Genomic DNA, 14,675 nt, shown 5'->3' on the forward strand with positions numbered 1-14,675 from the left:
TCAGGCCGCCGCGGTGCTGCGGTGGACGAAGTCCACGAGGCGGCTGAGGGCGTCCGGGTCGGTACTGGGCAGGACGCCGTGGCCGAGGTTGAAGATGTGGCCGGTGCCGGCCGCGGCCGCGGCGTCCAGTACCTCGCGGGTCTTCGCCTCGACGGCCGCGGTCGGGGCGAAGAGCACCGCCGGGTCGAGGTTGCCCTGCAGCGCCTTGCCGTGGCCGACCCGGCGGGCGGCCTCGTCCAGCGGCACCCGCCAGTCGACGCCCACGACGTCGGCGCCCGCCTCGCCCATGAGGCCGAGGAGTTCGCCGGTGCCGACGCCGAAGTGGATGCGGGGCACCCCGTAGCCGGCGACGGCGTCGAAGACCTTCACCGAGGAGGGCATCACATGGCGCCGGTAGTCGGCGGGCGACAGCGCGCCGACCCAGGAGTCGAAGACCTGGACCGCGCTGGCGCCGGCCTCGATCTGCACCTTCAGGAAGGCGGCGGTGATGCCGGCGAGTCGGTCGAGCAGGTCGCGCCACAGCTCGGGGTCGCCGTACATCATGGCCTTGGTGCGCTCGAGGTTGCGGGACGGCCCGCCCTCCACGAGGTAGCTGGCCAGGGTGAAGGGGGCGCCGGCGAAGCCGATCAGCGGGGTCTCGCCGAGTTCGGCGGTGAGCAGGCCGACGGCCTCGGTCACATAGCCGACGTCGGTGGGCTCCAGGTCGCGCAGCCGGGCCAGGTCCTGCCGGGTGCGGATCGGGTCGGCGACCACCGGGCCGACGCCCGGCTTGATGTCCAGGTCGAGGCCGATCGCCTTGAGCGGCACCACGATGTCGCTGTAGTAGACCGCCGCGTCCACCCCGTGCCGCCTGACCGGCTGGAGGGTGATCTCGGCGACCATCTCGGGCCGCGTGCACGACTCCAGCATCGGGACGCCCTCGCGCAGTTTCAGGTACTCGGGCAGCGACCGCCCCGCCTGCCGCATGAACCATACGGGGGTGTGCGGCACCGGTTCGTTCCGGCAGGCACGGATGAAAGGGGAAGCAGCGGTCTGCTGGGGCGTACTCACATCCGGCATCCTCCCACGGCGGCGGTGGGCACCAGTTCCGGGGCCTCGGGTGTTGTTGCACACGCGAGGGGCGTCGGCGGCCTAGTCTTCCGGGCATGGCAGCGGTGCATGGGCAGCTCGGCGAGGACGACGGGATCCCTTTTCCTTTTCGGCATGCGGTGGACGCGCTGCGAGCGGCGCGAGTGCGGTCCGAGGTGCGGATCGAGGAAGTGACGGCGCCACGCCGGCTGGCCTCGTACGCGTACGCGCTGGAGGCCACGGTGGTGGCCGACGGCGAGGAGCTGGCCGACGGGCGGGTGGTGCTGCTGCACGAGCCGGCCGGGCACGACGCCTGGCGCGGCACTTTCCGGCTGGTGACGCTGGCCCGGGCGGACCTGGAGCCGGAGATGGCCGGCGATCCGCTGCTGCCCGAGGTGAGCTGGTCCTGGCTGACCGGGGCGCTCGCCGCCCGCGGCGCCGACCACGACGAGCCGAGCGGTACGGTCTCGCGCGCGTCCTCGCACTTCTTCGGCGGGCTCGCGGACCGTCCCGACGAGACCAGGATCGAGCTGCGCGCCTCGTGGTCGCCGCGGGAGCGCGCCGGCGGGGTGATCGACGGTTCGGCGCATCTGGCGGCCTGGTGCGACCTGCTGTGCACCTGCGCGGGCCTGCCGCCCGCCGAGGGTCCCGACGCGCCGGTACGGGGTACGGCCGGCGTGGTGCCGCTGCCGAAGCGGCGCACCTGACGCGCGGGCCGCGCGCGTCCGCACCCCTTCTCCTCCTGCATGTCCGTGCCCGCACCCGTCCCTGCCCCGGGCGCCGCTCACCGGCGTCCGGGGCACACCTGTGCCCCGGGTGCTCTGGCGTTCGATCGGCCGTCCGATTTGCCAGGATTCATGCTCAATAAAACGTGATCTTTCCCTAAAGCCCGGAGCGATTACTGCCGAAGGAGACTGTGACCGTTTCAGTCCCCTTTGCACAGGAGGCCCGGTGTCCGTTCTTCTCGAGCAGCCCACGAGCCTGGTCGCCTACCGTCCCAGCAAGCCGACGGCCATGGTTGTCGTAGCCGACCCCCGCGTCCGCTCCACTGTCACCCGACACCTGTGGGCACTCGGGGTACGCGATGTCATCGAGGCCTCGTCGATCGCCGAGGCACGGCCCCGGGTCGGTAATCCCCGCGACATCTGCGTCGCCGACGTCCATCTCCCCGACGGTTCGGGGCTGACCCTGCTCGCCGAGACCCGCGCGGCGGGCTGGCCCAACGGCCTGGCGCTGTCCGCCGCCGACGACATCGGCGCGGTGCGCAACGCACTGGCCGGCGGCGTCAAGGGCTACGTCGTCACCGGCACCCGCAACAGCCCCGGGTCGATGGCCGGCCGCCCGGGCCTCGCCCCGCTGGGTGCCACCGCCGCCCGTATGCAGCGCCGCCCGCCGGGCGCCTCGGGCCATCCCGGCAGCGGCTACCGCGAGCTGTCGGGGCGCGAGGTCGAGGTACTGCGGCTGGTCGCGGAAGGCCAGTCCAACAAGGCGATCGGCGTATCGATGGGTTTGTCGGCGCTGACCGTGAAAAGTCATCTGGCCAGGATCGCCCGCAAGCTCGGTACGGGGGACCGGGCCGGGATGGTGGCGGTCGCGCTGCGCACGGGCATCATTCACTGAGCGCCTCGGGCGGCGGGAGGGGGCGGAACGTTCCGCCCCCTGCGTCGCCCGCTCTCGGGGCCGGCCCCGAGTGCCCCTGGGCGGGGTGCCACGGGCGGTGGCCTTTCGCCTCCACCACGGCTGTGGTCGCGCAGTTCCCCGCGCCCCCGGGGTGATTGCCACCTCCTGTTGCCTTCGCACGTGCGGTGCGCGGTGGCTGGCCGCGCGGTTCCCGCGCCCCTGGGTGATTGCCACTTGCCGCGGCATCGCCTTCCTTCCCACCGCCGTGGCTGAGCGCGCGGTTCCCCGCGCCCCCGAGGGGCACCCTCTCCCGCGGAGGGCAGCCGCCAGGGGCCCGGGGAAGGGAGCGGGAGCGGGGGTGGGGGGACCCACGAGGGGCCTGGCGAACCCCCGGAGGGCGTGGCACGGCTACCCTTGACAGGTGACCGACGCCAGAGAGACCGCAGCCCCGGAAGACGCGGCGCCGGTTCCGCTGCTGGACCCGCGCGAGGGCATCCCGCCGGTGACCGCGGACCCGGAGGCGCTCGCGGAAGTCGTCGCGGCCTTCGCCGCGGGTTCCGGCCCGGTCGCCGTCGACGCCGAGCGCGCCTCCGGCTACCGCTACGGGCAGCGGGCCTACCTGGTCCAGCTGCGCCGCGCCGGAGCGGGGACCGCGCTGATCGACCCCGTCGGGTGTCCCGACCTGTCCACCCTGGACGCCGCGCTGCGCGGCACCGAGTGGGTACTGCACGCCGCCACCCAGGACCTGCCCTGCCTCGCGGAGCTGGGCATGCACCCGACCTCGCTCTTCGACACCGAGCTGGCCGGGCGGCTGGCCGGCTTCCCGCGGGTCGGGCTCGGCGCGATGGTCGAGCAGGTGCTGGGCTTCGCCCTGGAGAAGGGCCACTCCGCGGTCGACTGGTCCACCCGCCCGCTGCCCGAGCCCTGGCTGCGGTACGCGGCGCTCGACGTCGAGCTGCTGGTCGACCTGCGCGACGCGCTGGAGGAGGAGCTGCGCACCCAGGGCAAGCTGGAGTGGGCGCTCCAGGAGTTCGCGGCCATCGCCGCCGCCCCGCCGCCGGCCCCCCGGGTGGACCCGTGGCGCCGTACGTCGGGCATGCACAAGGTGCGCAGGCGGCGGCAGATCGGCGTGGTGCGCGAACTGTGGCTGGCCCGCGACCGTACCGCCCGGGAGCGGGACGTCTCCCCCGGGCGGGTGCTGAGCGACGCGGCGATCGTGGCCGCGGCGCTGGAGAACCCGCCGAATGTGCACGCGCTGGCCGCGCTGCCCGGTTTCGGGCACCGGATGGGCCGCCGCCAGCTCGACCAGTGGCAGGCCGCCGTCGACAAGGCCCGCGGGCTGCCGGAGCGCGAGCTGCCGCAGCCGACGGCCGCGTACACGGGACCGCCGCCGCCGCGCGCCTGGGCCGACAAGGACCCGGCCGCCGCGGCCCGCCTGTCGGCGGCCCGCGCCGCGGTCACCGGCCTGGCGGAGGAGCTGAATCTGCCGCAGGAGAATCTGCTCACCCCGGACACCGTCCGCCGGGTGTGCTGGTCGCCGCCCGGCGACCGCTCCCCCGACGCGGTCGCGGCGGCGCTGGCCGCGCTGGGCGCCCGCCCGTGGCAGATCGAGCTGACCACCCCGCTGCTCGCCAAGTCCCTCACCGCGCGCCCGGCGCCGGAGCCCGCGCCGGAGCCGGAGGAATAGCCCCTTTTCCGGTGTGACCTACGCCGCTTCCCCGGGTTGTACTGTCCCGACCTGTTACTGGCGAGTAGCATGATGGTGGGCGCCGTTGCTCGTTCTGCGAGGTGCGGTGCCCCGCACGTCCACCATCCCCCCGGTCACCCCGGTGAGCGCGCCCAAGGCCGCGCCGGTGTCCGTCGACACCGGATCGCGGCGGCCGGCGGCGAGCGAACACAGAAAGAGGGAACCTCGTGCCCCGTACTGCGAGGGACGTCGTCTTCGTCGACGGCGTCCGCACCCCGTTCGGCAAAGCGGGCCCGAAGGGCATCTATCACGAGACCCGCGCCGACGACCTGGTGATCAAGTGCGTCCGGGAGCTGCTGCGGCGCAACCCCGACCTCGACCCGGCCCGTATCGACGAGGTCGCCGTCGCCGCGACGACGCAGATCGGCGACCAGGGGCTCACCCTGGGCCGCACCGCGGGGATCCTGGCCGGGCTGCCGACGACCGTGCCCGGGTTCTCGATCGACCGGATGTGCGCCGGCGCGATGACCGCGGTGACGACGACGGCCGGCGGCATCGCCTTCGGCGCGTACGACGTGGTGGTCGCGGGCGGTGTCGAGCACATGGGGCGGCACCCGATGGGCGAGGGCGTGGACCCGAACCCGCGGTTCGTCTCGGAGAAGCTGGTCGACGAGTCCGCGATGTCCATGGGCATGACCGCGGAGAACCTGCACGACCGCTTCCCGCAGCTGACCAAGGCGCGGGCCGACGAATTCGCGGTCCGCAGCCAGGAGAAGGCGGCGAAGGCGTACGCCAACGGCCGGATCCAGCAGGACCTGGTGCCGATCGCGATCCGCCGCACCAATGCCGAGGCCGGCGAGACCGGCTGGGGTCTGGCGACCGCCGACGAGCCGATGCGCCCGGGCACCACCCTGGAGCAGCTGGCCGCGCTCAAGACGCCCTTCCGGGCGCACGGCCGGGTCACCGCGGGCAACGCGGCGGGCCTCAACGACGGCGCGACCGCCTCGCTGCTGGCCGCCGAGGACGTCGCGGCCGAGTTGGGCCTGCCGGTGCGGATGCGCCTGGTGTCGTACGCCTTCGCGGGCGTTCCGCCCGAGGTGATGGGCATCGGCCCGATCCCGGCCACCGAGAAGGCGCTCGCCAAGGCGGGCCTGGGCATCGACGACATCGGGCTCTTCGAGGTCAACGAGGCCTTCGCCGTCCAGGTGCTGTCGCTGCTCGACCACTACGGCATCGCCGACGACGACCCGCGGGTCAACCAGTACGGCGGCGCGATCGCCTTCGGGCACCCGCTGGCCTCCTCCGGGGTGCGGCTGATGACCCAGCTGGCCCGGCAGTTCGAGGAGCAGCCGCACGTGCGGTACGGCATCACCACGATGTGCGTCGGCTTCGGCATGGGCGGCACGGTCGTCTGGGAGAACCCCCACTTCGACGGGAGCGGCAAGTGACAAGCACCACCGAACTTCTGGCGCACGCGGCCGAGCTGTTCCCCGGCGAGGTCGTCACCGACGCGCAGGTGCGGCATCTGGACCTGCCGGGCGCGGGCCGCTTCGCGCTGATCACGCTGGACAACGGCTTCGACCACACCAAGCCGACCACCTTCGGCCCGCAGTCGCTCGCCAAGCTGGACGCGGCGATCGACCAGGTCGAGCAGGAGGCCGCGGACGGCACGATCAGCGGTGTCGGCATCACCGGCAAGCCGTTCATCTTCGCCGTCGGCGCCGACCTCAAGGGCATGGAGCTGGTCAAGCACCACCAGGACGCGCTCTCGGTCGGCAAGGGCGGCCACGACGTCTTCAAGCGGCTGTCCTCGCTGGCGGTGCCGACCTTCGCCTATTACAACGGCGCGGCAATGGGCGGCGGCGTCGAGGTCGGCCTGCACTGCACGTACCGCACGGTGTCGGCCTCGGTGCCGGCCTTCTCGATGCCCGAGGTCTTCCTCGGCCTGGTGCCCGGCTGGGGCGGCTGCGTGCTGCTGCCGAACCTGATCGGCGCGGACCGGGCGGTCACCGTGATCGTCGAGAACTCGCTCAACCAGAACCGCCAGCTCAAGGGCACCCAGGTCTTCGAACTGGGCATCGCCGACGCGCTCTTCGAGGCCGCGGACTTCCTTGAGCAGTCGCTGGCCTGGACCGCGGCCGTACTCAAGGGCGAGATCGAGGTCGTACGCCCCGAGCTGGACCGCGGCCAGGCGTGGGACCAGGCGGTGGAGCGCGGGCGCTTCATCGCCGACGGCAAGGTGCACGGGGCGGCCCCGGCCGCCTACCGCGCGCTGGACATCATCGCGGCGGTCAAGGACGGCGACCTCCAGCGGGGCTTCGACGCCGAGGACGTCGCGCTGGCCGACCTGACCATGAGCGGCGAACTGCGCAGCGGCATCTACGCCTTCGACCTGGTGCAGCGGCGCGGCAAGCGCCCGGTCGGCGCGCCCGACAAGGCGCTGGCCCGCCCGGTGACGAAGGTCGGCGTGGTCGGCGCGGGCCTGATGGCGTCGCAACTGGCGCTGCTGTTCGTGCGCCGCCTCGAAGTGCCGGTGGTGCTCACCGACATCGACCAGGCGCGGATCGACAAGGGCGTGGGCTACGTCCACGGCGAGATCGACAAGCTGCTCGCCAAGCACCGGATCGGCCAGGACCAGGCGAACCGGCTCAAGGCGCTGGTGAGCGGACACCTCGACAAGGCCGCGGCTTTCGGTGACGCGGACTTCGTCATCGAGGCGGTCTTCGAGGAGATGGGCGTCAAGCAGCAGGTCTTCGCCGAGCTGGAGGCGGTGGTACGCCCGGACGCGATCCTGGCCACCAACACCTCCTCGCTGTCGGTGACCGAGATGGCCGCGAAGCTCGACCACCCCGAGCGGGTGGTGGGCTTCCACTTCTTCAACCCGGTCGCGATCCTGCCGCTGCTGGAGATCGTCCGCGGCGAGGGCACCGACGACGCCTCACTCGCGACGGCTTTCGCGGTGGCCAAGAAGCTGCGCAAGACCGCGGTTCTGGTCAAGGACGCGCCGGCCTTCGTCGTCAACCGGATCCTGACCCGCTTCATGGGCGAGATCCAGAACGTCATCGACGAGGGCACCCCGGTGGCGGTCGCCGAGAAGGCCATCGAGCCGCTGGGCCTGCCGATGTCCCCGCTGGTGCTGCTGGAGCTGGTCGGCCCGGCCATCGGCCTGCACGTCTCGGAGACCCTGCACGGGGCCTTCCCCGACCGCTTCACGGTGTCGGAGAACCTGGCGGCGGTCGTCAAGGCGGGCAAGCGCGGCTTCTACGTGTACGACTCGGGCCGCCCCGAGCTGGACCCGGAGGTCGCCGCGCTGCTCCAGCAGGGCGACAGCGTGCTGACCGAGCAGCAGGTGCGCGACCGGGTGCTGGACGCGGTGGCCCAGGAGATCGGGCTGATGCTGGACGAGGGTGTGGTCGCCGAGGCGCAGGACGTCGACCTGTGCCTGATCACGGGCGCCGGCTGGCCCTTCCACCTGGGCGGTGTCACCCCGTACCTGGACCGTGAGGGCGTCTCGCAGCGGGTGAACGGCAAGCCCTTCCTCGCCCCGGGCGTGGCGAGCGTCCCGGCCTGACCGGGCATCACGAGGGGGGCGGGGGCCGTTGACGGCCCCCGCCCCCCTTTTCGTGTGCCTCAGGCCGCGGGCAAGCGGGCGTCAGCCGGCCAGCGCGGGGGTCTCGGTCGGGGTGGCCTGGAGCGCCACGACCCGCTTGGCCTCCTTGATGATCTTGTCATGCAGCTTCGCCGGGGTCAGCGTGGTGCTCACGCCCTTGACGCTGACGCCATTGATCTGGATGACGGGGACCGCGCCCAGGTCGGCGGCGGCGAAGAGCTGCTGCGACTTGTCCGCCCAGCCCTCGTGGTCGCGCTGCTCGATGCACGGGTCGAAGCTGGAGGCCTTGATCTTGCCGGCCTTGCGGGCCAGCTTCTTCATCAGGCTCTCGCTGGCCAGCGCGTCGCTCCTGGGGTCGGCGGGCTGGGCCTTCCACACCTCGGCCACGAAGGCCGCGAAGCGGCTCTGGTCCTGCGCGCAGGCCGCGGCGTTCGCCGCCACCAGCGCGCCGGTCCCGCCGTACTGCTTGTCGGTCGCCGTCACCAGGCGGTACTGGAACTGCACCTGGCCGGTGGTCAGCAGCTGCTGGAAGACCGCCCCGTACTCCTCCTGGAAGGCCTTGGAGTCCGGGCTGCGCAGGTCCTCGTAGACCGTGACGGTGACCGGGATCGTCGGGCGCACCGGGATGGCGAGCTTGGGTCCCGCCGGGGGGGTCGGGCTGGGCGACGCGGTGCCCGCCGGGGGGGCCGTCGGCACCGGCGCCGCGGCCACCGCGCCGCTGGGCTCGGAGACCTTGGTGTCCTTGTTGCTGCGGACATGGGCGCCGATCACCGCGGAACCGCCGAAGACCACGGCCATCGCCACCACGCCGATCGCGTACGGGCGCATCCGGTCCAACAGGCTCTTGCGCTTCTTCTTCGGGGCCGCCGAACCGCCCGGGGTGCTGGGTCCCTTGGACTCCGCCATTTGCTACGCCACCTCGATCATCCGCACTGCTCTCGCGCATTTCTACCATCGGTCCCGGGAGCCCCGTTAATGGGGCTCCCGGGCCGTGATTGAAGTGTGCGTGACAGCCGCCGCCCGGCGTGCGCGGGGGCGCGGGACCGGTCCCGGGTGCCGGATCAGTCCTGGGCGCGCCCGGCGCCCGCGCCGCCGCCGGCCACCGCGTCGGCCGCCTCGTCGGCGAAGCGGCCGTCGATGGTGGCGACCACTCCGGTGACCTGGCGGGCGATGTCCGGCGCCGTCAGGCCGATCGCGGCCATGACGTCCTTGCGGGAGCCGTGCGCGAGGAAGCGCGGCGGGATGCCGAAGTCGCGCAGCGGCACGTCCACCTCCGCGTCGCGCAGCGCCTGGGCCACGGCCGAGCCGACACCGCCGACCCTGCCGTTGTCCTCGACGGTAACCACCAGCCGGTGCCGGGCGGCGAGGCCGGGCAGCTCGGCGTCCACCGGCTTGACCCAGCGCGGGTCGACCACGGTGCTGGTGATGCCCTGGGCGTCCAGCAGCGCGGCGATCTCCAGGCACATCGGGGCGAGCGCGCCGACCGACACCAGCAGCACATCGGGCTGCCCGTCGCCGGCCGGCTCGCGCAGCACGTCCATGCCGCCGACCCGGCCCACCGCGGCGACCGCGGGGCCGACCGCGCCCTTGGAGTAGCGGACCACGGTGGGCGCGTCCTCGACCTCGACGGCCTCCCGCAGCTGGGCCCTGACCTGGTCGGCGTCGCGCGGCGCGGCGATCCGCAGTCCGGGTACGACCTGGAGGATCGACATGTCCCACATGCCGTTGTGCGAGGCGCCGTCGCTGCCGGTCACGCCGGCCCGGTCCAGGACGAAGGTGACACCGCACTTGTGCAGCGCGACATCCATCAGCACCTGGTCGAAGGCGCGGTTGAGGAAGGTGGCGTAGACCGCGAAGACCGGGTGCAGGCCGCCGGTGGCCAGCCCCGCGGCCGAGACGGCGCCGTGCTGCTCGGCGATGCCGACGTCGTAGACCCGGTCGGGGAAGGCGGCGGCGAATTTGGTCAGGCCCACCGGGTGCAGCATCGCGGCGGTGATGGCCACGATGTCGGACCGCTCCTTGCCCAGCTCCAGCATCTCGTCGCCGAAGACCGAGGTCCAGTCGGCGCCGGCCGCCGCGATGGGCAGCCCGGTGTCGGGGTGGATCGGGCCGATGCCGTGGAAGCGGTCGGTCTCGTCGTTCTCGGCCGGGGTGTAGCCGCGGCCCTTCTCGGTGATGCAGTGCACGATCACCGGGCCGCCGAAGCGCCGGGCGCGCTGCAGCGCGGACTCCACGGCCTCGATGTCGTGGCCGTCGATCGGGCCGACGTACTTCAGGCCCAGGTCCTCGAACATGCCCTGCGGGGTGATGAAGTCCTTGAGGCCCTTCTTGGCGCCGTGCAGCGTCTCGTAGAGCGGCCGGCCGATCAGCGGGGTGCGCTCCAGGACGTCCTTGGTGCGGGCCAGGAACTGCTCGTAGCCGTCGGTGGTGCGCAGGGTGGCCAGGTGGTTGGCGAGGCCGCCGATGGTCGGCGAGTACGACCACTCGTTGTCGTTGACGACGATCACCAGCGGGCGGTCCTTCGCGGCGGCGATGTTGTTCAGCGCCTCCCAGGCCATACCGCCGGTCAGCGCGCCGTCGCCGATGACCGCGACCACGTGGTCGTCGCGGTCCAGCAGCTCGTTGGCCTTGGCCAGGCCGTCGGCCCAGCCGAGCACGGTCGAGGCGTGGCTGTTCTCGATCACGTCGTGCTCGGACTCGGCGCGCGAGGGGTAACCGGACAGGCCCCCGGTGCTCTTGAGCTTGGCGAAGTCCTGGCGGCCGGTCAGCAGCTTGTGGACGTAGGCCTGGTGGCCGGTGTCGAACAGGATGCGGTCCTGCGGGGAGTGGAAGACCCGGTGCAGCGCGATGGTCAGCTCCACCACACCCAGGTTGGGGCCGAGATGACCGCCGGTCTTCGCGACCGCTTCGACCAGGAAGGAGCGGATCTCGGCAGCCAGCTGCACGAGCTGCTGCTGGCCGAGCCGGTCGAGGTCGCGGGGTCCGTTGATACGGGTCAGCACTGCCACCCGTTCCTCCTCTGCCTGTCGCTCCCGGCCGATCTGGCCTTCGACGAGTCTAATGTTCCGGTTACCGGCGCGTCGGGCGCCCCGTGCGATGTACGTCACGGCGTTCCCTGCCCCCTTCCCGTGCGCCCGCACACGCCAAACCGCCGGGCGGTCCTGGGAGCCAGGTCCGTCCGGCGGCGCGGGACGTGCGTGCGCGGCGGGGTGCCGCTCGACCGGCGGGGTGTTACGCCCGGCCGGAGGAGCGCTGGGTGCGGCGGGACACCGAGTCGATGACCACGGCGGCGAGCAGAACGGCGCCGGTGATCATGTACTGGATCGACTGGTCCATGTTCAGCAGGTCGAGACCGGTCTGGATGGACTGGATGACCAGCATGCCGAGCAGGGCGGACCAGACGTTGCCGCGTCCGCCGAACAGGCTCGTGCCGCCGATGACGGCGGCGGCGATGGCGAGCATCAGCAGGTTGCCGGTACCGGCCTGGAGCGTCGCGGTGTAGGTCTGGCCGGCCAGGAAGAGGCCGCCGATGGCCGCGAAGCCGCCGGAGATCGCGAAGACCACGATACGGATCAGGGCCACGTTGATACCGGCACGGCGGGCGGCCTCGATGCTGCCGCCGACCGCGAAGACCTTGCGGCCGAAGGTGGTGCGGCGCAGTACGAAGTCGCAGATCACCAGGGTGGCCAGGAAGATCACCAGCGCGCTGGGCACACCGGCGGACTTGTTGAGCACGTAGGCGGCGACGTAGGACACCACGGCGAGCGCGGCGGTGCGCACCACGATCTCGCTGGTGGGCCGGAACGGCACACCGGCCTTCCGGCGGCGGGCCTGCTCGACGAGCGAGCCGATCAGCAGGGACGCGACGCCCAGGGTGGCCAGGATGTAGGCGCCGGCGATGCTCTGGTCCATGAAGTAGGAGCGCTGGCCCAGGATGTGCAGCAGGCCCTTGTCCTGGATCGTGAGGCTGCCGGTGCCGCGCAGCAGCCACTGCATCAGACCGGTCCAGCCCAGGAAGCCCGCCAGGGTGACGACGAACGCCGGTACACCGATCTTGGCGAAGAAGAAGCCGTGGACCGCGCCGATGGCGATACCGGTGAGGATGGTCAGCACGACCGCGAGCCACGGGTTCATCCCGTGGCTGACGCTGAGGCTGGCGAAGACCGCGGCGGCCAGACCGCTGACGGAGGCGACCGACAGGTCGATCTCGCCGAGCAGCAGCACGAACACCAGGCCGACGGCGAGCATGCCGGTGCCGGCCAGGTAGTAGCCGATGTTGACCATGTTGCCGGAGCTCAGGAACAGGCTGTTCTTGAGCTGGAAGATGGTCCAGATGATGATCAGCGCGACGATGACCGGGATCGAGCCCAGCTCGCCGCCCTTGAGCTTGCGCTTGAACTCGGTGAGGTAGCCCTTGAAGCCCTCCTCACGTACCAGCAGCCGGGGGTCGACGGTCGCGACGGCCGGCGCCGGCATCTCGTCGATCGTGGTCTTGTCGCTCACTGGGTCGCCTCCGCGTTGCGCGCCAGCCGGCGGGTCACGGCGTTGTCCGTGGCTCCGGTGATCGCGGCGATGATCTGTTCGTTGGTGGTGCCCTTGACCGGGAAGGCACCGTTGTTCCTGCCGAGGCGCAGCACGTGGACGGTGTCCGCGACGGCCGTGACGTCGGCCATGTTGTGGCTGATCAGGATCACGCCGAGACGGCGCTCGCGCAGCCGCTCGACCAGGTCGAGCACCTGGGCGGTCTGCTCGACGCCGAGGGCGGCGGTGGGCTCGTCCAGGATGACGACCTTGGGCTCGCCGATCAGAGCGCGGGCGATGGCCACCACCTGGCGCTGGCCACCGGAGAGACTGGCGATCGGGATTCTGACACTGGGAATGCGGATCGACAGCGTGTTCAGCAGTTCGCGGGAGCGCTTTTCCATCGTGACCTCGTCGAGGCTGCCGAGGCGCAGCAGCTCGCGACCGAGGTAGAGATTACCGACCACATCGAGGTTGTCGCAGAGCGCGAGGTCCTGGTAGACGGTGGCGATACCGAGGCCCTGGGCGTCCTGCGGCCGGTTGATGTGCACCGGCCGGCCTTCCCACTCGATGACGCCCTCATCGACGGGGTGAACACCCGCGATGGTCTTGACCAGGGTCGACTTACCGGCTCCGTTGTCACCCACCAGGGCGACGACTTCTCCGGCGTGGACCTCCAGCTCGACATCGGTGAGTGCTTGAACCGCACCGAATCGCTTGGAGACTCCGCGCAACGCCAGCACGGGCGTAGCGGACACGTGAACCATCTCCTTCGCCGCCTGACCGGCGGGGATGCCGCGCGCTGAACAGAACAGCCGCGGAGGGAGTGCACAAAGCACAGGATTACAAAGTGAACGGGGAAGGGGTAGACCCCTGCCCCGACGGTGCTCCCGAAAGCGTTTCCGTCCGGCACCCCGCCCCGGTAGCGGGGTGTTTGTGTGGGGCGGGGCGCCGGACAGGCTCACGGGTGCGGTTCAGGCCGTGGAGCCGGCCCGGGCCGCGGGTGCCGGACTAGGAGATCCCGGCGGCGGTGCAGGCGGCGGCGAAGTCCGCGGTGCAGATCTGGTCCTTGGAGTACAGACCGTCCTTGACGACCGTGTCCTTGATCGTCGCCTTGGTCACCGAGAAGGCCGGCAGCAGCTTCGACGGGATCTCGGCACCGCCGACCTGCTTGGCGGTGGCGTCAGCGGTGCCCTTGATGTCCTTGCCGTTGAGCAGGTCCACCGCGATCTGCGCGGTGGCGTCCGCCTCGGGCTTGTAGGGCTTGTAGATCGTGCTGGTCTGGGTACCGGCCAGCAGCCGCTGGACACCCGCGAGCTCGGCGTCCTGACCGGTCAGCGGCGGGTTGATGCCCTGGCCCTTGAGCGCGGTGGCGATACCACCGGCCATGCCGTCGTTGGCGGAGTAGACGCCGGCGATGTTGTTCTTGCCGAGCTGGGTGATCGCGGCGGACATCTTCTGCGCGGCGACGGTGTCCTTCCACAGACCCGACTGCTCGTAGGCGATCTTCACCTTGCCGTCGAGGATCTTGTGGGCGCCGGCCTTGAACATCGCGGCGTTCGGGTCGGCCGGGTCACCGTTGATCATGACAACGTTGGCGGACGGCGTGGCCTTGGGACCCATGGCGTCGAGCAGCGCCTGGCCCTGCAGCTCACCGATCTTCTCGTTGTCGTACGACACGTAGGCGGAGATCGGACCCTCGGCGAGGCGGTCGTAGGCGACGACCTTGATGCCCGCGTCCACAGCGGCCTGGACGGAGGACTTGATACCGGTCGAGTCCTGGGCGTCCAGGATGAGGACCTTCACGCCCTTGGCGATCATGCTGCTGACCTGCTGTGCCTGCTTGGCCGGGTCACCGGCGGCGTTGGCGTACTGGACGTTGCAGTCCGCGCACAGCTCCTTGATCTTGCCCTCGATCAGCGGCTTGTCGAACTTCTCGTACCGGGTGGTCGCGTTCTCCGGCAGCAGCAGGCCGATGGACTTGTCCTTGCTGTCGCTGGAGCCCTTGTCGTCACCCGCCTTACCACAGGCGGCCATGGTGAGCGCGATCGAAACGGCTGCCGTTCCGACGACGATCCGACGCGTCATTGCGTTCATGTGAGGTTGCCTCCCTGACAGGGCCGCAACACCGCGGCCGAGGTGGTCGTGAGTCAACTCCGGCTGACGCCC

Annotated in this window: 11 protein-coding genes; 5 read left to right on the plus strand and 6 right to left on the minus strand. The window is 71.5% G+C overall.

Annotation, left to right across the window (positions count from 1 at the left end; translation table 11 throughout):
* On the minus strand, positions 1-1,059 hold the full coding sequence (gene hemE / locus OHA86_RS08380; RefSeq protein WP_443071670.1) for a uroporphyrinogen decarboxylase: 1,059 nt from the start codon (positions 1,057-1,059) through the stop codon (positions 1-3).
* A gap of 86 nt (positions 1,060-1,145) precedes the next feature.
* Between hemE and OHA86_RS08385 the strand changes: the two genes are divergently transcribed.
* The 5 genes from OHA86_RS08385 to OHA86_RS08405 all read left to right on the plus strand — a co-directional run bounded on the left by OHA86_RS08385 (position 1,146) and on the right by OHA86_RS08405 (position 7,946).
* On the plus strand, positions 1,146-1,775 hold the full coding sequence (locus tag OHA86_RS08385) for a DUF3000 domain-containing protein (protein ID WP_329173781.1): 630 nt from the start codon (positions 1,146-1,148) through the stop codon (positions 1,773-1,775).
* Between the two features lie 244 nt (positions 1,776-2,019).
* Positions 2,020-2,688, plus strand: coding sequence for a response regulator transcription factor (locus OHA86_RS08390; protein WP_033177087.1), 669 nt, complete (start codon positions 2,020-2,022; stop codon positions 2,686-2,688).
* 421 nt (positions 2,689-3,109) lie between these two features.
* On the plus strand, positions 3,110-4,375 hold the full coding sequence (locus OHA86_RS08395; RefSeq protein ID WP_329173783.1) for a ribonuclease D: 1,266 nt from the start codon (positions 3,110-3,112) through the stop codon (positions 4,373-4,375).
* Positions 4,376-4,602: 227 nt separating this feature from the next.
* Positions 4,603-5,823: a thiolase family protein gene (locus OHA86_RS08400; RefSeq protein WP_329173785.1), complete on the plus strand. Its 1,221-nt coding sequence runs from the start codon at positions 4,603-4,605 to the stop codon at positions 5,821-5,823.
* The gene (locus tag OHA86_RS08405; RefSeq protein WP_329173786.1) at positions 5,820-7,946 is read left to right on the plus strand and encodes a 3-hydroxyacyl-CoA dehydrogenase NAD-binding domain-containing protein; all 2,127 of its coding nucleotides are present in this window, start codon (positions 5,820-5,822) and stop codon (positions 7,944-7,946) included. The genes OHA86_RS08400 and OHA86_RS08405 overlap by 4 nt, the downstream gene beginning before the upstream one ends.
* Positions 7,947-8,027: 81 nt before the next feature.
* Here OHA86_RS08405 and OHA86_RS08410 read toward each other — a convergent pair whose 3' ends face one another.
* The 5 genes from OHA86_RS08410 to OHA86_RS08430 all read right to left on the minus strand — a co-directional run bounded on the left by OHA86_RS08410 (position 8,028) and on the right by OHA86_RS08430 (position 14,603).
* A complete protein-coding gene (locus OHA86_RS08410; RefSeq protein ID WP_329173787.1) occupies positions 8,028-8,891 on the minus strand; it encodes a DsbA family protein in 864 nt (287 codons plus the stop codon).
* Positions 8,892-9,046: 155 nt separating this feature from the next.
* Positions 9,047-10,993 carry a 1-deoxy-D-xylulose-5-phosphate synthase gene (dxs, locus tag OHA86_RS08415; RefSeq protein ID WP_329173788.1) on the minus strand — a complete coding sequence of 649 codons (1,947 nt, stop codon included), beginning with the start codon at positions 10,991-10,993 and terminating at the stop codon, positions 9,047-9,049.
* 223 nt (positions 10,994-11,216) lie between these two features.
* Positions 11,217-12,461 (minus strand): sugar ABC transporter permease, encoded by a 1,245-nt coding sequence (locus tag OHA86_RS08420; RefSeq protein ID WP_329182308.1) that lies wholly within the window; start codon positions 12,459-12,461, stop codon positions 11,217-11,219.
* 23 nt (positions 12,462-12,484) lie between these two features.
* Entirely contained in the window at positions 12,485-13,273 is a 789-nt protein-coding gene (locus OHA86_RS08425; protein ID WP_329173790.1) for an ATP-binding cassette domain-containing protein, read from the minus strand.
* Positions 13,274-13,517: 244 nt separating this feature from the next.
* Positions 13,518-14,603, minus strand: coding sequence for a sugar ABC transporter substrate-binding protein (locus OHA86_RS08430; protein ID WP_329173791.1), 1,086 nt, complete (start codon positions 14,601-14,603; stop codon positions 13,518-13,520).
* Between the last annotated feature and the right edge of the window lie 72 nt (positions 14,604-14,675).

The organism is Streptomyces sp. NBC_01477 (assembly GCF_036227245.1).
Lineage (GTDB): Bacteria > Actinomycetota > Actinomycetes > Streptomycetales > Streptomycetaceae > Actinacidiphila.

Bases quoted from the DNA above. Each gene is read 5' to 3' on its own strand.
- hemE (WP_443071670.1), bottom strand. From the start codon at position 1,059: ATGCCGGATGTGAGTACGCCCCAGCAGACCGCTGCTTCCCCTTTCATC.
- OHA86_RS08385 (WP_329173781.1), top strand. From the start codon at position 1,146: ATGGCAGCGGTGCATGGGCAGCTCGGCGAGGACGACGGGATCCCTTTT.
- OHA86_RS08410 (WP_329173787.1), bottom strand. From the start codon at position 8,891: ATGGCGGAGTCCAAGGGACCCAGCACCCCGGGCGGTTCGGCGGCCCCG.
- OHA86_RS08420 (WP_329182308.1), bottom strand. From the start codon at position 12,461: ATGCCGGCGCCGGCCGTCGCGACCGTCGACCCCCGGCTGCTGGTACGT.
- OHA86_RS08425 (WP_329173790.1), bottom strand. From the start codon at position 13,273: ATGGTTCACGTGTCCGCTACGCCCGTGCTGGCGTTGCGCGGAGTCTCC.
- OHA86_RS08430 (WP_329173791.1), bottom strand. From the start codon at position 14,603: ATGAACGCAATGACGCGTCGGATCGTCGTCGGAACGGCAGCCGTTTCG.